Genomic DNA, 21,132 nt, shown 5'->3' with positions numbered 1-21,132 from the left:
CATTTTAATTATCTGGCATTCAAGGCAGAGCCGGCACGGAACCAAGCAATCTGCTGTTCGTTGTATGTATGTTGCGCTTCAAAACTCTCTTTCGTTCCGTCTTCATGATGGAGAACGACGGTCAGATTCCGTCCCGGAGCAAAGTCCGGCAAACCGATGACTGAAAGGAGGTCGTGCTCCTGTATCTTGTCATAATCCGCTTTGTCCGCAAAGGTAAGAGCAAGCATGCCCTGCTTTTTCAGATTCGTTTCGTGGATACGGGCGAAGCTCTTGGCGAGAATCACACGCACATTCAGGAAACGGGGTTCCATTGCCGCGTGCTCGCGACTGGAGCCTTCTCCATAGTTTTCTTCGGCCACGACAATGGAGGGGATTCCTTCGGATTTATACATTTTGGCTGTGCCCGAAACGGTTCCGTAAGTGTTTGTTGAACGGTTCCACACGTTGTTCGTTTCGCCATTGAAGGCATTCACGGCTCCCATCAGCATATTATCCGAAATATTCTCCAAATGTCCGCGGAAACGCAGCCACGGTCCCGCCATCGAAATATGGTCGGTAGTACATTTGCCCTGCGCCTTAATCAGCAGAGGCATATTGAGTATATCTTGTCCGTCCCAAGCAGGGAAAGGAGTCAGCAGTTGCAGGCGTTGGGAAGCCGGGTTGACGTTGATCGCTGTTTTCGTCCCGCCGGGGGTGATATAGCCTTCATTGCCGGAGGTGAAACCTCTCAAGGGGAGTTCATCTCCTACGGGTTCGGCCAGTTTCACTTTCTCGCCGTCATGGTTCATCAGTCTGTCTTTCAGCGGATTGAAGCAAAGATCACCGGCAATGGTCAGTGCCATCGTCAGTTCGGGAGAAGCAACAAAGGCGTATGTGTTCGGATTGCCGTCCGCACGTTTGGCAAAGTTACGGTTGAAGGAGGTGACGATCGAGTTCTTCCGCGTCGGGTCGTCCGTATGACGTTTCCACTGACCGATGCAAGGGCCGCAGGCATTTGCCATGATCACGGCGCCGATCTTCATGAAGTCATCCATCATTCCGTCTCTTTCGGCAGTAGCGCGGATTTGTTCGGAACCCGGATTGATAATCAGCGGGGAAGCCACACTCAGATTCTTTTCCTTCACCTGCCTTGCAAGGGATGCGGCACGGCTGAGATCTTGGTAAGAAGAGTTGGTACACGAACCGATCAGTCCGACTTCCATCTTACGCGGATAGCCGTTCAGTAATACTTTTTCTGCAAATTCAGAGATAGGGGTAGCGGCATCCGGTGTGAAAGGGCCGTTGATATAAGGTTCGAGCGTAGACAAATCGATGTCGATGACACGGTCGTAGTACTTTTCCGGTTCGTCCGTCACCTGTTGGTCCGCACGGAGCTCACAGTCCACGGCTTCCGCCAGTTCCACGATACGATCTCTGCCGGTGGCTCTCAGATAAGTAGCCATGCGCCCGTCGAACGGGAAAAGCGAAGTGGTAGCTCCTACTTCCGCACCCATATTGCAAATGGTCGCTTTGCCGGTAGCCGACAGGGAAGCTGTTCCCGGTCCGAAATATTCGATGATGGAGTTCGTTCCTCCTTTTACGGTCAGAATCCCTGCAAGTTTCAGGATGACATCTTTCGGGGAAGTCCAGCCGCTCAGTTTTCCGGTCAGGCGGACACCGATAATCCTTGGCATTTTCAGTTCCCATTCCATACCCGTCATCACGTCTACGGCATCCGCACCGCCGACACCGATGGCCACCATGCCCAGTCCTCCGGCATTCGGAGTGTGAGAGTCGGTTCCTACCATCATCCCGCCGGGGAAAGCGTAGTTTTCGAGCACTACCTGGTGAATGATACCGGCACCCGGCTTCCAGAAGCCGATGCCGTAACGAGAGGATACATCGCGCAAAAAGTCGTAAACTTCTTCGTTTGTTTTGGTTGCCGTAGCGATGTCCTCCTTTGCTCCTTTGTACGCCTGTATCAAGTGGTCACAGTGCACGGTGGAGGGAACAGCCACTTTTTCTTTTCCTGCATTCATGAATTGAAGCAATGCCATCTGGGCAGTCGCGTCCTGCATAGCGACGCGGTCGGGACGGAAATTTACGTAGTCTTCACCCCGCTTGTAGTTTTTCAGATCGCCCTCATTGAACAGATGGGCATACAGAATTTTCTCGGCTAACGTCAATGGGCGTTTCAAAACAGCCCGCACGTGTTCCACTTTTCCTTTATAAGCAGAATAAAAAGCCTCTAACATAGTCAAATCATACACCATATTGCTTTTATTTTTTTTAGTCTATCTATAAAAATAACGAACGGCGTTCGAGGAATGTTTAACAAAATGAAATATATTTTCGTCTCAGAAGGAAGATTTACTACCTTTGCATCTATTATGAATAATCATCCGAAAAGTCCAATCATCGACCTTCAGCAACAGCAACTCCTGCTACGCGTGGAGTATGAACACGAAAAGGAGGAATTCAAGCGGCAGACTGAAACAATGGGTGTCGCCCGCAAAGTGAAACGTGGTCTGTGCTGGTATCCCGCCTCTCCCGGTCGAAGTTACTATAATTCTCTAAATCAACTTGTAATAGATATTACACGCACCGAAAATAAAGAAATCGAGCATTCCTTCGAATTCGGTCGTCCCGTCTGCTTTTTCCGGCAGTCATTTGACGGAAAAGTGAATTACATGAATTTCATTGCAACGGTGAGTTATGCGGACGACGAACGGATGGTGGTCGTGCTTCCCAGTGCGGGCGCCTTACTGGAACTGCAAACGGAAGAGGTGCTGGGTGTACAACTTTATTTCGATGAAACGTCCTATCGTGCCATGTTCGAAGCGCTGGAAGACACAATCCGCGCTAAGGGCAACCGCCTTGCCGAACTCCGGGACACCTTGCTGGGAACACAAAAGCCGGGATTCCGCGAATTATATCCCGTCCGTTTCCCGTGGCTGAACAGCACGCAGGAAACAGCCGTAAACAAAGTGTTATGCACACGCGATGTCGCCATCGTTCACGGCCCTCCGGGAACCGGAAAGACTACCACGCTCGTGGAAGCCATTTACGAAACGCTTCACCGCGAACCGCAGGTGCTGGTCTGCGCCCAAAGTAATACGGCTGTGGACTGGATTTGCGAGAAACTGGTAGACCGGGGTGTGCCTGTCCTCCGCATTGGTAACCCTACACGTGTTAATGACAAAATGCTTTCTTTCACTTACGAACGCCGCTTTGAGAATCATTCGGCCTACCCCGAACTTTGGGGAATCCGAAAATCGATCCGTGAAATGGGCAGCCGGATGCGTCGGGGAAGTTACTCCGAAAGGGAAGGAATGCGCAGCCGGATGAGCCGCCTCCGCGACCGTGCCACCGAACTGGAAATCCTGATCAACGCCGATCTTTTCGACAGTGCCCGTGTGATTGCTTCCACGCTGGTCAGCAGCAATCACCGTTTGCTCAACGGACGGCGTTTCCCCACCTTATTTATCGATGAAGCCGCCCAGGCACTCGAAGCCGCCTGTTGGATCGCCATCCGAAAGGCCGACCGTGTGATTCTTGCCGGCGACCATTGCCAGCTCCCTCCTACAATCAAATGTATCGAAGCCGCCCGTGGCGGACTGGACCATACTTTAATGGAAAAAGTCGTGCAGCAAAAACCTTCTGCCGTCTCGCTGCTCAAAGTGCAATACCGGATGCACGAGGCAATCATGCGCTTTCCCTCCGAATGGTTCTACAACGGAGAACTGGAAGCCGCACCGGAAGTGCGCAACCGGGGTATCCTTGACTTCGACACTCCCATGAACTGGATAGATACCTCGGAAATGGACTTCCACGAAGAGTTTGTAGGCGAGAGCTTCGGGCGCATCAACAAGCAGGAAGCCAACTTGTTACTGCAAGAACTGGAAGCCTATATCAGCCGGATCGGCAAAGCACGCATCCTGGACGAGAGCATCGACTTTGGTCTGATTTCGCCCTACAAGGCGCAAGTGCAATACCTGAGAAGTAAAATCAGAGGAAGCAGTTTTCTCCGCCCTTTCCGCAGCCTCATCACGGTCAACACGGTAGACGGCTTTCAGGGACAGGAACGGGATGTCGTCTTTATCAGCCTCGTCCGGGCGAACGAGGACGGACAGATCGGTTTTCTGAATGATTTAAGACGAATGAACGTAGCCATTACCCGCGCCCGGATGAAACTTGTGATTTTGGGAGATGCAACCACTCTTACCAAGCATGCGTTCTACCGGAAACTGATACAGTATATCCGGCAGGAAGCGGTATCCTCCTGAATCATCGGGATAAAAAAAGAAGCCCCCTTTCTCACGAAAGAGGACTCCCATTTACAAACAAAACAAACAATGTTATTTTCCCACTAAATTCTGTTCCAAAAGCTCTGTCTTAAATTCAATTTAACGCATACTTTTTCCTGCTACAGAATAAAATTCTGCATCATATCAACGAATCACTAATGGAACACGAAATATAAAAAGGACTTGAAATGGTATTACAGCTACCATTCGGTAGAGAATAACTTAAATATCTTTTAATGTAACATTCTGATATACTATTTATTAAAGAAGAAATCATCTTCATACGTATCGATCTTCTGTAAGTAAAAAGTTTCTTCATTGCCTATTCTGTTTTATTTGTTGCCGTAAAGGTAATCATAAATGCTCTTTTTCACCTATATTATCAGTATCTTTTAATTTTTTTTTCTACTTTCATCCTTTTTCTATTACTCAAAAGACCGGTATCTACATAGAAAAGGCGGGAAAATACGCTTTTCCCGCCTTTTGAAAAACTTATATAGTATAAGTCTGATTAATTATTTTCCGGACGAAGTTTACGAACTGTCACGGCAGTCTGCCACATTTCGCTTTCGCGCAATGCTTTCAGTTCTTCTTCCAGTTTCTCACGATAATCCGGTTTGGAGTTAGAGTCGATTGAAATCTGTGCTTCGTTACCAGTCTTCACGCTGTGATACAACTTTTCAACTACCGGTTTGATAGCATCGTGGAAGGGGCCCATCCAGTCGAGAGCACCACGTTGAGCTGTAGTAGAGCAGTTAGCATACATCCAGTCCATACCGTTCTTTGCAAACAACGGCATCAATGACTGAGTCAGCTCTTCTACAGTTTCGTTGAATGCTTCGGAAGGAGTGTGACCGTTTTCACGTAACACTTCGTATTGTGCCAGCAACAGACCCTGGATAGCTCCCATCAATGAACCACGTTCGCCTGTCAGGTCGGAAGTAGCTTCGCGGATGAAAGTTGTTTCGAACAAATAACCTGAACCGATACCGATACCCAATGCGATTGTTCTGTCCATAGCGTTGCCTGTTGCATCCTGATAGATAGCGTAAGAAGAGTTCAAGCCGCGACCTTCAAGGAACATAGTACGCAAGGATGTACCCGAACCTTTAGGAGCAACCATGATTACGTCGATATCTGCAGGAGGAACTACACCTGTGCGGTCACTCCATGTAATAGCAAAACCATGAGAGAAATAAAGAGCTTTTCCTGCAGTCAGGTAAGGCTTGATAGTAGGCCATACAGACATTACTGCTGCATCAGACAACAGGCACATAATGATCGTACCTTTTTCGCAAGCTTCTTCAATACCGAACAAAGTTTCACCCGGAACCCATCCGTCAGCAACCGCTTTGTCATATGTCTTTCCCTGGCGTTGACCAACGATTACATTGAAACCGTTATCACGAAGGTTCAGAGCCTGTCCGGGACCTTGTACGCCATAACCGATTACAGCGATTGTTTCATTTTTCAATACTTCACGAGCTTTTTCCAATGGAAATTCATCACGGATAACTACATTTTCTACAGTTCCGCCAAAATTCAACTGTGCCATTTTTTTTGTTTTTTTGTTTTGATGACTTGCGCCATCTGTTATTAATTGATTTTATACTCTATATTATTCAAATATCACTTTGGAACGGCATACTACCTCGCTGCCGTTTTTCTTCACCTCTACATGAAACTCGTTTTCACTCACCTCATCACAGAAGAAAGAGAGTTCATCTCCGAAATAACTTTCAGCCACATACGCCATTTCAAACCGGCGGATACGTTTCGTCTGATACAGTTCTATCGGAAACAAGTCAAGTATGTGCTCGATATAACGAATACTGTTTACGTGTCCGTTAATATCGATATCACTGTATTTTGCCGTCAGCGTCGCAACAGGCTGATTGCTTGTCACCTTGATACGCGAAGGCTTTTCTATCGGGCAGGGTTCATCGCATATATAATCGACGATGCTTCCTCCATGCAATGCCAACAGATCGGCAGGCTTACGGGTATTCAGATTGATCATCGCCCATACGGAACGGGCATAGCCGATCTTCTTTCCATCCTTGTCAATGACGGCAAAGTTACGGTCGGTAAAGAGACGATAGACATTCTCCACCCATGTCTGAACCGAGAACTTCTCGTATTGGTAAGGCATCTCGTCCAGCTCGATAGCCAGGCGGGAAAGCACCCATGTGTAATTGTCCTCGTTCAGCGTAGCAATACCAAATCCACGGTCGCTGGCATGAAAACCTGCGCAATTCAGCAGATGATTCCCCAGCACGCCCATGGTCAGGCGGCCGTTAAAATCTACGTGAAACGGCTCTGCCACAAACTGATAAGTCCCTATTTTATTTTCTTCACTCATTACTCCTGTTCCTTTTTACTTTGCTTATACTTCGCTTCCTGTCCGTCCAGGAACTCATTCACACGTTCGAAACAGCTGGTAGTAATAGCCACACGGCCCGAACGGACAAATTGCAGCACACATTTCAAAGCCCGAAGTTCTTCGTAAAGGGAAGTAATCTCTTCACTCATGCCGTTCTTCTCGACGATAGAGAATACCGGATTCACCTCTACAATGCGGGCATTATATCTGCGGATCACTTTAGATGCTTCCGGAGTCTCCTGAAAAGCAGGAGTAGATACCTTATATAAGGCTATCTCATGAAAATAAATCTCGTCTTCCGTAAAATAGTGCGCCTGAATCACATCAATCTTCTTTTCGATCTGCTTCACCACCTTTTCGATAGTGTCCTTATCAGTCCACGCTGTGATCGTATATTTATGTACTCCTTTAATGGAAGAAGCAGAAACGTTCAAACTCTCGATGTTTATTTGCCGACGGGTAAATACAGCGGTCACCTGATTCAGCAATCCGGCTATATTTTCGGAATGAACTATAATCGTATATAATGTCTTATCACTCATAACTTTCTAAATTAAGGATTAACATTCCAGCAACATCTGATTGACTGAACCGCCCGGAGGGGTCATCGGCAGGACATTGCCTTCTTCTACCACACAGGCTTCGAGCAGGAACGGCCCGTCTGTCGAGAGCATTTCGTCGATGGCCGCTTTCAGTTCTTCCCGTGAAAAGACACGTTTGGAAGGAATATCGTAGGCGGAAGCGATTTTCATGTAATCCGGATTCAGCATCGGAGTAAATGAATAACGGCGATTAAAGAACATGGCCTGCCATTGGCGCACGTTGCCGAGATAATTGTTGTTCAGGCAGATAATCTTCACCGGAGCTTTCTGTTCCATGATCGTACCCAGCTCCTGAATGTTCATTTGCAGTCCGCCGTCACCCATAAATACGCATACCGTGCGGTCGGGACGTCCGAAAGTTGCTCCGATAGCTGCCGGAAGGCCAAAACCCATCGTGCCGAGTCCGCCCGAAGTTACGATACTACGTTCCTTGGTATATTTAAAGTAGCGGGCAGAGATCATCTGATTCTGACCTACATCTGTCACCAATATGGCTTCGTGACGGGTCGCTTCGCTTACCGCACGCACCACTTCGCCCATGCTCAGTGAATCCGTTGCAGGATGAAGTTCGGGACGAATGACTTTTTCTTCCTCTACCGCTTCATATTCCTTGAAACTATCGACCCACTCGGTGTGCCGGTTCTTTTTCAGCAGTCCGGTCACAGCAGCCAGCGTCTTTTTGCAGTCGCCCAAAACGGCAATGTCTACCTTTACATTCTTATTTACTTCCGCCGGATCAATGTCAAAATGGATCACTTTCGCTTGTTTGGCGTAAGTAGCCAAGTTACCGGTCACACGGTCGTCGAAACGCATACCAACAGCAATCAGTACATCACATTTGTTAGTATTGATATTCGGTCCCAGATTTCCGTGCATACCCAGCATTCCTTTATTCAACGGATGTTCGGTAGGCAATGCGGAAAGTCCGAGCAAGGTACAACCTGCGGGCATATCCGCCTTTTCGATAAAAGTACGCAGTTCTTCCTGAGCGCTTCCCAGTTCCACTCCCTGTCCTACCAAGACAAGCGGGCGTTCGGCGTTATTGATCAGTTCGGCAGCAGCCTTTACCGATTCTTCGTCTGTGTCGGGAACCGGAACATAGCTGCGGATAAACTCCTGCTGTGTCGGCTCGTATTTTGTTTTTTCAACCTGCGCATTCTTGGCAAAGTCGAGTACCACCGGACCGGGACGGCCACTACTGGCAATGTAGAAAGCACGTGCGATCGCCCAGGCTACGTCTTCGGCACGGCGAATCTGATAGCTCCATTTAGCGATTGGCTGAGTGATACCTACGAGATCGACTTCCTGAAAAGCGTCCGTTCCAAGGAAACCTGTTCCCACCTGTCCTGCAATGACAACGATAGGCGTACTGTCTATCATTGCATCTGCAATACCAGTGATGGTATTGGTTGCTCCGGGGCCACTTGTTACCAAGCAAACACCGACTTTACCCGATACGCGGGCGTAGCCTTGTGCCGCATGGGCAGCTCCCTGTTCATGGCGAACCAAGATATGGTTCAATGTATTTTGATGGTCGTACAGGGCATCGAACGTAGGCATGATGGAACCGCCGGGATAACCGAAAATGGTAGTCACTCCCTGATGTTCCAGAGAGCGCATCATTGCCTCCGCGCCTGTTATTAAGTCCTTACTCATAGTTCTTTAATGGATAATGGATGATTCATAATGGATAATGAAGTGGATCAGTCTATTAATCTCACTGCTCCCTTATCGGCAGAGCTTACCATGCTGGCGTATGCTTTCAGGCTCTTCGGCACGTAACGGTCACGGGTGACGGGAGTCATCGGGCGGGCAGCCAGTTCTTCATCTGTTAGTCGCACGTTAATCGTTCGGGCGGGAATGTCGATTTCGATGATATCTCCATCTACTATTTTTCCTATATTACCTCCGGCAGCGGCTTCGGGAGAAACGTGTCCGATACTCAATCCGGAAGTTCCACCACTGAAACGTCCGTCGGTAATCAAGGCACATTCTTTGCCGAGGTGACGGGATTTGATATAAGAAGTCGGGTAAAGCATTTCCTGCATACCGGGACCGCCCTTCGGACCTTCGTGCGTGATGACGACAACGTCGCCGCTGACGACTCGGCCTCCGAGGATGCCTTCACAGGCTGCTTCTTGTGAGTCGAATACTTTGGCAGGTCCGGTAAACTTCCAGATGCTTTCGTCTACACCCGCCGTTTTTACTACGCAACCGTCCTGAGCGATATTTCCTTTCAGTACCGCCAGGCCTCCGTCCTTGCTATAGGCGTGCTCCAGATCACGGATACATCCGTTCGCGCGATCTTTATCTAATTCCTGATAATAAGCTCCCTGAGAACCAAGTACGAGATTGAATCTGTTTCCTGCCGCACTTGAATATTTGCTCATTGCTTTTTCCGTAACGTTCGGGCTGGTAATTGAATATTGATCGATCGCTTCCGCCAGCGACATGCCATCCACACGGAGAACGGAAGTATCAATCAGACCGCCTTTTGCCAACTCTGCCAGGATAGCAATGATGCCACCCGCACGGTTAACGTCCTGAATATGATATTTTTGAGTATTCGGAGCGACTTTACACAGGCAGGGTGTCTTGCGTGACAGCATATCGATGTCGTCCATCTTGAAATCGACTCCTGCCTCATGTGCCACGGCCAACAGGTGAAGCACCGTATTGGTAGAACCGCCCATCGCAATATCCAGCGTCATGGCATTGAGGAATGCCTGACGGGTAGCTATGCTGCGGGGAAGTACACTTTCGTCACCTTCTTCATAATATTTCATTGCATTTTCCACAATCAGTTTGGCAGCATCTTCAAACAGTTTCGTACGATTTTCGTGCGTAGCCACGATTGTGCCGTTTCCCGGAAGAGCCAAGCCGATAGCTTCATTCAGACAGTTCATCGAGTTTGCCGTAAACATTCCGGAACAACATCCGCAGGTAGGACAGGCATTCTGTTCGATATTCGCTACTTCCTGATCGCTTACACTGTCGTCCGCCGATTTAATCATGGCATCGATCAAGTCCAGATGCTGACCGTTCCACTCTCCGGCTTCCATCGGTCCGCCGGATACAAATACGGTAGGGATATTCAGGCGCATGGCAGCCATCAGCATCCCTGGGGTAATCTTATCGCAGTTGCTGATACATACCATTGCATCCGCCTTGTGCGCATTGACCATATATTCTACGCTGTCCGCTATGATATCACGGGAAGGAAGCGAGTAAAGCATTCCGTCATGTCCCATAGCGATACCGTCATCAATAGCAATCGTATTAAATTCCGCAGCGAAGCATCCCAGCTTCTCAATTTCCGCCTTCACCAACTGCCCGATTTCATGCAGGTGCACGTGTCCCGGAACAAATTGTGTAAACGAATTGACGATAGCGATAATGGGTTTTCCCATCTGATTTTTCTTCATGCCGTTGGCTGCCCATAATGCGCGGGCTCCCGCCATGCGACGGCCTTGTGTACTAAACGAACTGCGTAATTGCTTTTTCATTTCAATCTATCTTTTAATTAAAGAGCCTCCCTCACATCAGTGAGAAAGGCTCCAAATTCTATCTTTTATGGTACGAATACATACACAAAACCTTTCTCACGCTCTTGATGGCACCACCACGACGCGAATAATATGCAGAACTGCTAGGTTAATAGATGTATGTAATATATTCATATCTTCTTTTCTTTATTTTCGTGCTGCAAAGGTAAGGGCTTTTTTATTATCTCCAAACAAATCGAAGAAAAAAATCACTAAAAAGCGAATAATCGTAAGAAAAGAACGGTAATAAACCTAAATTTTATCACTTAAAGGTTGAATTTGCAACTATCAGTTAGTAGAGAATGACTGTCCATTTCTGACAAAAGCGCTTAATAATCTGAAATTTACTCCGTATGCACCCGGTAGCAAGCAAATTATTCGTATCTTTGTCCACCCTAAATAAGGGATTTATTAATTAGAAACTATAAATATCAGATGGAAACAGTAGAAAACAAGTACATCACCGTTGCATATAAGCTATATACAGTGGAAGATGGTGAAAAAGAATTGTTCGAAGAAACAAATGCAGAACATCCTTTTCAGTTCATTTCAGGATTAGGCACAACGCTCGAAAGCTTCGAGAACCAGATAACAGCTCTTTCTAAGGGTGATAAATTCGATTTTACCATTCCGGCAGATGAAGCTTACGGAGCCTACGATGAGCAACATGTATTTGATCTTCCTAAAAATATCTTTGAAATAGATGGCAAGTTCGACAGCGAACGCGTAACAGAAGGCAGCATTGTACCTTTGATGACCGGAGACGGTCAACGCGTAAACGCCAGCGTCGTAGAAATCAAACCGGATGTAGTAGTAGTTGACCTTAACCACCCATTGGCAGGCGCTGACCTGATCTTTGAAGGTGAAGTAATCGAAAGCCGTCCTGCTACCAACGAAGAAATTCAGGAACTGGTGAAGATGATGAGCGGTGAAGGTTGCGGTTGCGGATGCGACAGCTGCGGCAGCGACTGTGGCGATGACTGCGGTTGCGAAGGCGGACACTGCCACTAATTTTAAGTAATAGGTAATAAGTATTAAGTATTAATTCCATGCGGATATAGGCGGAAGTTAATACTTAATACTTTTTTTATGCCGTTATTCCAGCTATTACCTATTACTTATTACTTGTTACTTATTACCTGTTAACATCCTCCTTTGTGCGTCATGATATCAAGCACCATCTTATCCGTTTCGTTCATGGCCTGCGAGCCGATTCTTGTCAAGTTACGAATGCTTTGATCGACATCTTCGTCAATAATGCCTTCTACAGAAGTCACACAACGGTCCTCCATTGCCATCATAGCAGATAATACGGCTGTTGAGACTCCGGTTGTTACTTTGAGTGCGCAGCTCGGTTTTGCACCGTCGCAAATCATTCCCGTCAGGTTGGCAATCATGTTTTGAACGGCAAAGGCTACCTGATTATAGTTTCCACCCATCAGCCAGGTGATTCCGCAACTGGAACCCGTGGCAGCTACTACACAGCCACACAAGGCAGAGAGACGTCCCAAACTTTGTTTAATATAGATTACAGTGAGATGACTCAGCATTAAGGCGCGAATCAGTTCCTCTTCGGTTTTACCATTTTCTTCGGCAAATACGACAACGGGAAGTGTGGCGGATATGCCCTGATTGCCACTGCCGGAGTTACTCATGACGGGAATCATTGCACCGGCCATTCTGGCGTCGCAAGCGGCGGAAGTATAAGATAGTATATGAGAGAATACGCTGTCACCCATCACTTTATGTTCATACGTTCCACGGAGCATCTTACCTAAAGAATGCCCATAATTGCCTTTAAAGGCTTGCTCGGCGGCTGCTTTGTTCAGACGTGCCGTATCGAGAATAAAACGGATTTCATCCAGAGGGGATGTCAGGGCAAAATCATAGACTTTGCGCAGATTCAGTTCCAGTGAAGCGTCTTCTTCCTCTTCATTGGCAGTCTGTTGCTTGTCAAGCAGTACTTTTTCATCCGTAGCTATATAGACAAAGGCAGTATGTCCGCCGGCAATCACAGCCGTCGCTTTTTGGCTGCCGGCTGTGCAGATTACTTCGATGTACAGTTTTTCCGTAATATCTTCTTTGAGAGAAATACAGATTCGCTTCTCTGCGATAAACAGTTTGCCTTGTTCTACTGCCTCCGGTGTGCAGTCTCTCAACACTTCCAATTGATATTCCGATCGGCCGATCAACGCTCCCAAGGCTACAGCTATAGGAAGTCCGACCATATCTGTGCCGGGGATACCGACTCCCATTGCATTCTTTAATATATTGGCACTCAATAACACTTCAATCTTTTCCGGTTTCATTCCTAATGTTTCGGCAGCTTTAGCTACACAAAGCGCTACCGCAATGGGTTCCGTACACCCTATCGCCGGAATCACCTCTTTTTTGATCAAGTCTATTATCTGTTTTCTTTCCGATTCAATCATACCCTATAAGGCTTTAGTTTCCACAAAAGTAGAAAATTCTTTTTTATCAAACATCCATTAGTGAACAAATAAAATTGCAAATTGTTATAAAATCTTCCAAGAACCGAACTTTAACAGTTAGAATAGTAGAAAAATGAAAGCAAAACACGGTATTCTTTATTTGCTGCTAGCCATTTTCTCTTCTTCTTGCATTCGCGAAGAAGCTCCCAATGCAGAGGCAGACATACTCAGTTGCAGATTGCCGGGAGTAGTCATGACAACGAGTCCGATTATCACTAATAATTCCATCAATATATTTGTAGGACCGGGAACGGACATTTCATCCCTTGCACCCGAATTTACATTGACTCCGGGAGCCACTATCGATCCTCCCAGTGGGACGGCTAGAGATTTCCATTCGCCTCAGCAATATACCGTTACGGCTGCCGATGGCTTTTGGAAGAAGAAGTACACCGTATCCGTTATTGATACGGAACTTGCTACTATTTACAATTTTGAGGATACGCTCGGCGGACAGAAATACTACATCTTCGTAGAACGGGAAGGAGAAAAAGTGGTGATGGAATGGGCCAGCGGAAACGCAGGTTATGCAATGACCGGAGTTCCCAAGACAGCCGACGACTATCCGACTTTTCAGTTTGCAAACGGAAAAACCGGAAAATGTCTGTCCTTAGTAACCCGCAGTACCGGATTCTTCGGTAGCATTATGGGAATGCCTATCGCAGCCGGGAACCTGTTTATCGGCTCTTTTGATGTAGGAAATGCAATGAGCAATCCACTGAAAGCGACCAAATTCGGTCTGCCTTTCCGGCATATACCAACTTATCTGGCAGGCTATTACAAGTATAAAGCCGGAGATCAGTTTACAGAAGGCGGCAAACCCGTCAGTGGCAAACGGGATATATGCGATATTTATGCCATCATGTATGAGACCAGTGAATCTGTGCCGACTCTTGACGGAACGAATGCTTTCACCAGTCCCAACCTGGTTTCAATAGCACGCATTGACGACGCCAAAGAGACGGACGAGTGGACATACTTTAAACTTCCCTTCCATATGTTATCCGGAAAATACATAGATAAAGAGAAGCTAACAGCAGGAAAGTATAATGTAGCTATCGTATTCACTTCCAGCCTGGAAGGAGATCATTTTAACGGAGCTATCGGAAGTACATTGTTGATTGATGAAGTCGAACTAATCTATCGCTCGGAAGACTGATTCCATTCGACCAACGATCTGATAGCAGCTATGGAAGGCAGAACAGAGCAACTATAATGAAATAACTAATGATTTAATAATAATGAAAAGATGAAAATCCATTCCTATATATTCAGTTTACTCGCCTGTCTGGTAATAGCCCTCCCCGGCTATTCACAGGTTGACAGAAACGAAACGCTTATCCGTTCCGCTCTTCACGGACTGGAATATGAAATCAAAGCAGGGTTCAGCATCGGCGGTACAGCCCCGCTCCCGCTGCCTGTCGAAATCCGTTCGATTGACGGCTACAACCCAACGCTGGCTATCAGCATCGGAGGAGAAGTAACCAAATGGTTTGCCGTTCAAAACAAGCTCGGAGTCATTGTAGGGCTGCGGCTGGAGAATAAAGCCATGACAACGGAAGCCACCGTCAAAAACTATAATATGGAAATCCTCGGACAGGGAGGAGAAAGAATCAGCGGTGTCTGGACAGGAGGAGTCAAAACCAAAGTCCACACTTCCGGACTGACAATTCCTCTAATGGCTACTTACAAGTTGAGCAACCGTTGGAATATTAAAGCCGGACCTTATTTTTCGTATCTGCTTTCAAGAGAATTTTCGGGGCACGTATATGAAGGATACCTGCGTGAAGGCGACCCCGTAGGCCCCAAAGTCGAATTTACGGATGGTAAAATCGCTACTTATGACTTCTCGGACGACCTGAGACATTTTCAGTGGGGCCTGCAAATAGGAGCCGGATGGAGAGCATTCAAACATCTCAATATATATGCAGACCTCACCTGGGGATTGAATGATATCTTCAGAAATGACTTTCAGACCATTACTTTTGCTATGTATCCGATCTACTTGAATATCGGATTCGGATATGCTTTCTAGCTGACCAAAGACGGATTAATCCTTACCGGATTCCTCCACCTGCTTCACACCGGAGAAAGCAACTTTCACGGTCTGCTTCAATGCAGGTACTTTTACCTGAATATTCATTGTAGCATTTCCACTTTGCACCGTTCCTTCTATACTGGTGGCACAGGTACCCAGAGCAGCGGCATCCCCCTGAAAAGTAAGGTCTTGCTGTCCGGTGAAAGTCGAAACGTCCGTTTCCTTTTTCACTGCACACTTGTCTATCACGATATCGCCGAACTTTAATATGTTTCCGTTTATAAACAGTTCAAATTCCTTCAGTTCCATCTTTACTTCCGTATCACTGACCTGGGAGAAAGTAATAAACTTCGGAAGTCCGTCGGCAATCACAACTTCCTGGTCAGAGCCATCGGGCAGCATTGAAATATCGAGATTTCCCCAATACGTTCCCACCACATCGGGAGCAGTCACCACAGCCTCTTCTTCCGGAGGAGTCGTTTCATCATTGACCGTATTATCATCATCACTGCTACAAGCCGTCAAAAGAGAGACAGAGCATATCAATGCCCACAAATACAATAGATTCTTTTTCATAATTTTCGGGTTTAGTTATTAAATAATCGTCATTTATAAACTAAAAAGAGGAAAAAAGGTTCAATTTGCTTCCTTTTCCGAAGATATTTTGAATTCACAACCTTCTTATCAAAAACTTTGTTATATTTGCATAGAGTAATTTTAAAAAAGCCACAACTATGTTTAATTCATTTGGCAACATCTTTCGGCTCACCAGCTTCGGCGAGTCTCATGGAAAAGGAGTTGGGGGAGTAATTGACGGATTTCCTGCCGGAATCACAATCGACGAAGAATTTGTACAACAAGAACTAAATCGACGCCGTCCGGGACAATCCATCCTCACCACACCACGCAAGGAAGCGGATAAAGTGGAGTTTCTTTCAGGCATCTTCGAAGGCAAATCAACCGGATGTCCTATCGGATTTATCGTTTGGAACGAGAATCAACATTCCAATGACTACAATAACCTGAAAGAGGTATACCGCCCTTCACACGCGGATTACACCTACAAAGTGAAGTACGGCATCCGTGATCATCGCGGCGGCGGACGTTCTTCTGCCCGCGAGACTATTTCACGCGTAGTAGCCGGCGCATTGGCTAAATTAGCCCTTCGCCAGTTAGGAATCAGCATCACAGCTTATACATCGCAAGTCGGTGCCATCAAATTGGAAGGCACTTATTCCGACTATGATCTCGACCTGATCGAAACAAACGACGTACGCTGTCCGGACCCTGAAAAGGCGAAGGAAATGGCAGACCTTATATATAAGGTAAAAGGCGAAGGCGATACCATCGGAGGTACGCTGACCTGTGTCATCAAAGGATGTCCTATCGGATTGGGGCAACCCGTGTTCGGCAAACTGCACGCCGCCTTGGGCAACGCCATGCTCAGTATCAATGCCGCCAAAGCCTTCGAATATGGAGAAGGATTCAAGGGACTGAAGATGAAAGGCTCCGAGCAGAACGACGTATTCTTCAACAACAACGGACGGATTGAAACGCATACCAACCACTCCGGAGGTATTCAGGGAGGAATCAGTAACGGACAGGATATTTACTTCCGTGTAGTATTCAAACCGATTGCTACCCTGCTGATGGAGCAGGAAACGGTGAACATCGACGGCGTAGATACGACACTGAAAGCCCGCGGACGTCATGATGCCTGTGTACTGCCACGTGCCGTACCTATCGTAGAAGCAATGGCTGCCATGACCATCCTTGATTATTATCTGTTGGATAAGACAACGCAGCTTTAATAAGTATCAATATGTCAATCTACCCATGTGCCAATACCTGCACTAAAAATCTGTCAGGCTATTGGCACATAAGCTAAATAACCGCCAGTAAACTATTCATTATGAACGAAATTCAAAAATATATCGCAGCGAACGAACCGAAGATTATGGAGGACCTGTTCAGCCTCATCCGTATTCCCAGTATCAGCGCCCTGCCGGAACATCACGACGATATGCTGGCTTGCACCCAACGCTGGGCACAACTACTGCTCGAAGCCGGAGTGGATGAAGCATTGGTGATGCCTTCCAAGGGTAACCCGATTGTTTTCGCACAAAAGATCGTTGACCCGAATGCCAAAACAGTATTGGTCTACGCCCACTACGACGTAATGCCTGCCGAACCGCTGGAACTGTGGAAAAGCCAGCCCTTCGAACCCGAAGTACGGGACGGATACATCTGGGCACGCGGAGCGGACGATGACAAAGGACAATCCTTTATCCAGGTCAAAGCCTTCGAATATCTCGTCAAGAACGAACTGCTGAAAAATAACGTCAAGTTTATCTTCGAAGGAGAAGAGGAAATCGGCTCTCCCAGCCTGGAAGCCTTCTGCGAAGAGCATAAGGAGCTGTTGAAAGCAGACGTTATCCTGGTCTCGGATACCAGCATGCTGGGTGCCGAACTTCCATCCCTCACCACCGGTCTGCGCGGACTGGCTTACTGGGAAATAGAAGTGACCGGAGCGAATCGCGACCTGCATTCAGGACACTTCGGAGGTGCGGTAGCCAATCCGATCAATGTGCTTTGCGAAATAATCAGCAAAGTGACAGATAAAGACGGAAGAATCACTGTCCCCGGATTCTACGATGACGTAGAAGAAGTGCCGCAAGCAGAACGGGAAATGATCGCCCATATTCCGTTCGATGAGAAGAAATACAAAGAAGCCATCGGAGTGAAAGAACTCTTCGGAGAAAAGGGATACAGCACACTGGAACGCAACAGTTGCCGCCCGTCTTTCGATGTATGCGGCATTTGGGGAGGATATACGGGTGAAGGCTCCAAGACAGTCCTTCCTTCGAAAGCGTATGCAAAAGTTTCCTGCCGACTGGTTGCGCATCAGGATCATCACAAGATTTCGCAGATGTTTGCAGATTATATCTTACAAATGGCCCCCGATACCGTACAGGTAAAAGTAACTCCGATGCACGGAGGACAAGGGTATGTCTGCCCGATTTCCCTTCCTGCCTATCAGGCTGCGGAAAAAGGTTTTGAGATAGCTTTCGGCAAAAAACCGCTGGCAGTGCGTCGCGGCGGAAGTATTCCTATCATTTCGACATTCGAACAGGTATTGGGAACCAAAACCGTATTGATGGGCTTCGGACTCGAATCGGATGCAATCCATTCACCCAACGAAAACTTCTCGCTGGACATTTTCCGGAAAGGAATAGAGGCGGTGGTTGAGTTCCATCAGGAATATGCGAAAAGATAAAGGCTGCCTATAGCCGCACGCAGGACACGAAATTAAAAGAAGAACGGTAGACAAGCGGATAAATCCTTTGCCTACCGTTCCTTTTTATTCAAAAAAAGACATCTTACCACATAACTAACAATTACATCACCGGAGTTTCGAAAAGGAAGGTAAATGATTGACTATCCTTCAAATCCTTCACGGCATCTCCTGCGTAAATTTCTCCTTTGGTCAGGGATAACTTCTTCACCCCTGCCTTCGGACTAAAATCAATCTTCTTCAAATCCAACCAAAACAGGTTCGGAGTTAAAGTAGACTCAAAGTAATACACTTTATTCTTCTGATCGGAAACGGAACGCCAGCGAGTAGAAGAAATGTGAGGCTTCTCCGGTGTATTGATACCAAACGGAACGGAGACATTGCGTATCACACTCAGCACACTGGGGACGGCTATCTTTGCATCGGCAGTCTGCGGAATGGCGTGAATGTAGAAAGAGGCACGCACAAAACGGTCGCTCGAACGGTTCGTTCCGGGCAACATCTGCAATCCGCCCACTTCTTTCCAATAATCATTGACAGCCAACTGCAATTCGTAACGCGGAGAATTGGTCATCACCTGATATTCTTTCCCCTCATGGATACTGAGTTTGCCATCCAGGTATTCAATCACTGCCGTGTTACCCGTTTCATCAGTAATAGCCATGTGCAAAGTAGATTCCGGTCCACCGTTCGGCATACGGGGAGCGTCAATGCGGAAAGTCTCTTTTTTCATTTCATCTACCGCTTCACGTACTGTTGCAAAATTATCAAGTACATATTGAGTCCAGATACTAATTCCCATTGCCGGACGGGTATCTCCGGGAAGTGAATAAACAGATTCCGGCAGGAAAAGCAGGCTTGCCACCAGCCCTTTTTCATTCATTCCGTCACAAGTACCTATATCATAGCCTGTTGCGATTACGCTTCCATATTTGGAAGTCCAGTTTACTGTTTTTTCTTTATTGTGTCCCGCACGCTGCATTCCACGTGGAAACACATAGATATTTGACATAATGTCTTCTTTCCAGTCCATCGTGCGACCAGTGACCACCATTCCGTCCGGTCCCAGATATACGGCACGCGTACATGCTTCCGCCGGCTGTATGCCCATCAAAGAGACGGCAGCTAACACCAATGCAACACCCGTAAGTTTTTTCTTCATATTCCTTCCAAATTAAATAGTTGATACTCTTATATCTATAATAACAAATATACAACGAATATTGCCTGAGAGAGAGAAGAATTTAAGGGAAAAAAGGGAATTTATTCAGAAAAAATCTTATCTGCTCTTATTTGAGTTAAAAAAGCCTGCGGATGGAAGGAAACATTACACATTATTTGCTTTTCAAATGGGATTTCATTATTTTTGTACATAACCTATCATAAAAACTAAGGAGGGCAAATGCGTATGAGACAAAAAGTTAGCATATCACGGCTTCCGATTCGTTTGGGAATCTTTCTTTTGCTGTATTTTGTTCCGCAGTTACTCTCCGCGCAAGAAAACAACGACAGCACGCACATTCTTCGTAACGGTGCATCCATAACGCCGGACGACGTACTTAAACAGGCCAACATTAACTTGTTTCCAGAAAAGAGCACTACATATTCTTTATATTCACCCGGACAGTTGGAGCATATACCCCGCTTTTCACTCAAAAGGGATATTTCCCTACCTTATCAGACCAATCCTTCCCTACTCTTCCGAGGTGATTACAGCACGGGCGGGGTATTGCATCAATTCGATCATGGAGCACTGTTCGGTTCCGGAAGCCAGACAAGTATGGCAGGCATCGGGCGTTTCAACAGTGCTTCACTAGGTTATCAGCATATTTTCAATGAGCAATTCGAGTTACAAGTCCGTGCCAATGCGCTGAAGGTCAACATGTCCCATATCACCGGACAGGCTTTCAGCACTTCGGGCGCCTTCCTTTATCATCCTTCCGACCATGTCACCTTCAAGGTCTTCGGGTCATACGACATCGGAAATTCTTACGGAATGAGTACCCATAGCTACGGAGCTACGATGTCCGTCGATATGTCCGACCGCTTCGGGATGGAAATGGGAGTACAGCGATACTATGACGCGATGAGCGGACGTTGGGAAACGGTTCCCGTTATGATTCCTTACTACCATTTCGATAAGTTCACACTGGGTTTGGATGTGGGTGGTATTATATATGAGATTCTCCGCAATGCCGTTTTTGATAAAAACAGAGGTATAGGTGGTCCATCCGGCCCGACAATCGGACCACCCCGGATGCATATACCTATACGGTAAAATCCCGTTATCATAATACTGGTTTACATAGATCAATCACCAGTTTCGACCTTTGAAACTTTTAGTTTCAAGCGTTGGAACTAATAGTTTCATGCCTTGAAACCATTGGTTTCAAAGGTTGAAACCAAAAGTTTCAAGCGTCTGAAACTATCTGAATGTGTACTTCCCTAATAATGGTTGACTTGTTTATCTCTAATAGCTGCTATGTGTTGA

16 protein-coding genes are annotated in these 21,132 nt (G+C 46.7%); 7 read left to right on the top strand and 9 right to left on the bottom strand.

Annotated features, from left to right (window positions below; genetic code table 11):
* Nucleotides 1-8: 8 nt before the first annotated feature.
* Nucleotides 9-2,252, bottom strand: a complete 2,244-nt coding sequence (locus tag KTR07_RS24525; protein ID WP_118214524.1) for an aconitate hydratase — start codon at nucleotides 2,250-2,252, stop codon at nucleotides 9-11.
* Nucleotides 2,253-2,306: 54 nt separating this feature from the next.
* Between KTR07_RS24525 and KTR07_RS24520 the strand changes: the two genes are divergently transcribed.
* Nucleotides 2,307-4,265, top strand: coding sequence for an AAA domain-containing protein (locus KTR07_RS24520; RefSeq protein WP_118214523.1), 1,959 nt, complete (start codon nucleotides 2,307-2,309; stop codon nucleotides 4,263-4,265).
* 532 nt (nucleotides 4,266-4,797) lie between these two features.
* On the opposite strand, the gene ilvC is transcribed toward KTR07_RS24520, so the two are convergent.
* The 5 genes from ilvC to ilvD all read right to left on the bottom strand — a co-directional run bounded on the left by ilvC (nucleotide 4,798) and on the right by ilvD (nucleotide 10,777).
* A complete protein-coding gene (gene ilvC, locus KTR07_RS24515; RefSeq protein ID WP_008761037.1) occupies nucleotides 4,798-5,841 on the bottom strand; it encodes a ketol-acid reductoisomerase in 1,044 nt (347 codons plus the stop codon).
* Between the two features lie 63 nt (nucleotides 5,842-5,904).
* Entirely contained in the window at nucleotides 5,905-6,648 is a 744-nt protein-coding gene (locus KTR07_RS24510; protein WP_008766475.1) for an acyl-[acyl-carrier-protein] thioesterase, read from the bottom strand.
* Nucleotides 6,648-7,211 (bottom strand): acetolactate synthase small subunit, encoded by a 564-nt coding sequence (ilvN, locus tag KTR07_RS24505; RefSeq protein WP_008761035.1) that lies wholly within the window; start codon nucleotides 7,209-7,211, stop codon nucleotides 6,648-6,650. Before ilvN ends, KTR07_RS24510 begins: the two co-directional genes overlap by 1 nt.
* 18 nt (nucleotides 7,212-7,229) lie before the next feature.
* Entirely contained in the window at nucleotides 7,230-8,927 is a 1,698-nt protein-coding gene (ilvB, locus tag KTR07_RS24500) for a biosynthetic-type acetolactate synthase large subunit (RefSeq protein ID WP_118214522.1), read from the bottom strand.
* 47 nt (nucleotides 8,928-8,974) lie between these two features.
* Nucleotides 8,975-10,777 (bottom strand): dihydroxy-acid dehydratase, encoded by a 1,803-nt coding sequence (gene ilvD, locus KTR07_RS24495; RefSeq protein ID WP_008761033.1) that lies wholly within the window; start codon nucleotides 10,775-10,777, stop codon nucleotides 8,975-8,977.
* 474 nt (nucleotides 10,778-11,251) lie between these two features.
* Between ilvD and KTR07_RS24490 the strand changes: the two genes are divergently transcribed.
* Entirely contained in the window at nucleotides 11,252-11,827 is a 576-nt protein-coding gene (locus KTR07_RS24490; protein WP_008761032.1) for a peptidylprolyl isomerase, read from the top strand.
* A gap of 131 nt (nucleotides 11,828-11,958) precedes the next feature.
* Here the strand turns inward: KTR07_RS24490 and KTR07_RS24485 are convergent, their stop codons facing one another.
* Nucleotides 11,959-13,248, bottom strand: a complete 1,290-nt coding sequence (locus KTR07_RS24485) for a serine dehydratase subunit alpha family protein (RefSeq protein ID WP_061474317.1) — start codon at nucleotides 13,246-13,248, stop codon at nucleotides 11,959-11,961.
* A 133-nt stretch (nucleotides 13,249-13,381) separates the two neighbouring features.
* On the opposite strand from KTR07_RS24485, the gene KTR07_RS24480 reads away from it, so the two are divergent.
* Both KTR07_RS24480 and KTR07_RS24475 read left to right on the top strand, forming a co-directional pair.
* On the top strand, nucleotides 13,382-14,467 hold the full coding sequence (locus KTR07_RS24480) for a PCMD domain-containing protein (RefSeq protein WP_008766479.1): 1,086 nt from the start codon (nucleotides 13,382-13,384) through the stop codon (nucleotides 14,465-14,467).
* 90 nt (nucleotides 14,468-14,557) lie between these two features.
* On the top strand, nucleotides 14,558-15,343 hold the full coding sequence (locus tag KTR07_RS24475) for a porin family protein (protein ID WP_008761029.1): 786 nt from the start codon (nucleotides 14,558-14,560) through the stop codon (nucleotides 15,341-15,343).
* Nucleotides 15,344-15,358: 15 nt separating this feature from the next.
* Here KTR07_RS24475 and KTR07_RS24470 read toward each other — a convergent pair whose 3' ends face one another.
* On the bottom strand, nucleotides 15,359-15,922 hold the full coding sequence (locus KTR07_RS24470) for a calycin-like domain-containing protein (RefSeq protein ID WP_008761028.1): 564 nt from the start codon (nucleotides 15,920-15,922) through the stop codon (nucleotides 15,359-15,361).
* A gap of 158 nt (nucleotides 15,923-16,080) precedes the next feature.
* Between KTR07_RS24470 and aroC the strand changes: the two genes are divergently transcribed.
* The gene (gene aroC / locus KTR07_RS24465) at nucleotides 16,081-17,157 is read left to right on the top strand and encodes a chorismate synthase (protein WP_008761027.1); all 1,077 of its coding nucleotides are present in this window, start codon (nucleotides 16,081-16,083) and stop codon (nucleotides 17,155-17,157) included.
* 101 nt (nucleotides 17,158-17,258) lie between these two features.
* Nucleotides 17,259-18,623, top strand: coding sequence for a dipeptidase (locus KTR07_RS24460; RefSeq protein WP_117981372.1), 1,365 nt, complete (start codon nucleotides 17,259-17,261; stop codon nucleotides 18,621-18,623).
* Nucleotides 18,624-18,744: 121 nt separating this feature from the next.
* Here KTR07_RS24460 and KTR07_RS24455 read toward each other — a convergent pair whose 3' ends face one another.
* On the bottom strand, nucleotides 18,745-19,803 hold the full coding sequence (locus KTR07_RS24455; RefSeq protein ID WP_117981371.1) for a linear amide C-N hydrolase: 1,059 nt from the start codon (nucleotides 19,801-19,803) through the stop codon (nucleotides 18,745-18,747).
* Nucleotides 19,804-20,043: 240 nt separating this feature from the next.
* Between KTR07_RS24455 and KTR07_RS24450 the strand changes: the two genes are divergently transcribed.
* The gene (locus KTR07_RS24450; RefSeq protein WP_008766484.1) at nucleotides 20,044-20,919 is read left to right on the top strand and encodes a hypothetical protein; all 876 of its coding nucleotides are present in this window, start codon (nucleotides 20,044-20,046) and stop codon (nucleotides 20,917-20,919) included.
* Nucleotides 20,920-21,132 lie beyond the last annotated feature (213 nt).

The sequence above is a fragment of the Bacteroides sp. MSK.20.82 genome, assembly GCF_019052485.1.
GTDB lineage: Bacteria > Bacteroidota > Bacteroidia > Bacteroidales > Bacteroidaceae > Bacteroides > Bacteroides thetaiotaomicron.
This window is presented reverse-complemented; position numbering and strand designations above follow the sequence as displayed.

What these genes read in the sequence shown, in the direction of transcription:
- KTR07_RS24525 (WP_118214524.1), bottom strand. Translation starts at nt 2,252, where the DNA reads ATGGTGTATGATTTGACTATGTTAGAGGCTTTTTATTCTGCTTATAAA.
- ilvB (WP_118214522.1), bottom strand. Translation starts at nt 8,927, where the DNA reads ATGAGTAAGGACTTAATAACAGGCGCGGAGGCAATGATGCGCTCTCTG.
- KTR07_RS24475 (WP_008761029.1), top strand. Translation starts at nt 14,558, where the DNA reads ATGAAAATCCATTCCTATATATTCAGTTTACTCGCCTGTCTGGTAATA.
- ilvN (WP_008761035.1), bottom strand. Translation starts at nt 7,211, where the DNA reads ATGAGTGATAAGACATTATATACGATTATAGTTCATTCCGAAAATATA.
- KTR07_RS24490 (WP_008761032.1), top strand. Translation starts at nt 11,252, where the DNA reads ATGGAAACAGTAGAAAACAAGTACATCACCGTTGCATATAAGCTATAT.
- KTR07_RS24455 (WP_117981371.1), bottom strand. Translation starts at nt 19,803, where the DNA reads ATGAAGAAAAAACTTACGGGTGTTGCATTGGTGTTAGCTGCCGTCTCT.
- KTR07_RS24520 (WP_118214523.1), top strand. Translation starts at nt 2,307, where the DNA reads ATGTTTAACAAAATGAAATATATTTTCGTCTCAGAAGGAAGATTTACT.
- KTR07_RS24460 (WP_117981372.1), top strand. Translation starts at nt 17,259, where the DNA reads ATGAACGAAATTCAAAAATATATCGCAGCGAACGAACCGAAGATTATG.
- KTR07_RS24485 (WP_061474317.1), bottom strand. Translation starts at nt 13,248, where the DNA reads ATGATTGAATCGGAAAGAAAACAGATAATAGACTTGATCAAAAAAGAG.
- KTR07_RS24510 (WP_008766475.1), bottom strand. Translation starts at nt 6,648, where the DNA reads ATGAGTGAAGAAAATAAAATAGGGACTTATCAGTTTGTGGCAGAGCCG.
- KTR07_RS24470 (WP_008761028.1), bottom strand. Translation starts at nt 15,922, where the DNA reads ATGAAAAAGAATCTATTGTATTTGTGGGCATTGATATGCTCTGTCTCT.
- ilvC (WP_008761037.1), bottom strand. Translation starts at nt 5,841, where the DNA reads ATGGCACAGTTGAATTTTGGCGGAACTGTAGAAAATGTAGTTATCCGT.
- KTR07_RS24450 (WP_008766484.1), top strand. Translation starts at nt 20,044, where the DNA reads ATGCGTATGAGACAAAAAGTTAGCATATCACGGCTTCCGATTCGTTTG.
- KTR07_RS24480 (WP_008766479.1), top strand. Translation starts at nt 13,382, where the DNA reads ATGAAAGCAAAACACGGTATTCTTTATTTGCTGCTAGCCATTTTCTCT.
- aroC (WP_008761027.1), top strand. Translation starts at nt 16,081, where the DNA reads ATGTTTAATTCATTTGGCAACATCTTTCGGCTCACCAGCTTCGGCGAG.
- ilvD (WP_008761033.1), bottom strand. Translation starts at nt 10,777, where the DNA reads ATGAAAAAGCAATTACGCAGTTCGTTTAGTACACAAGGCCGTCGCATG.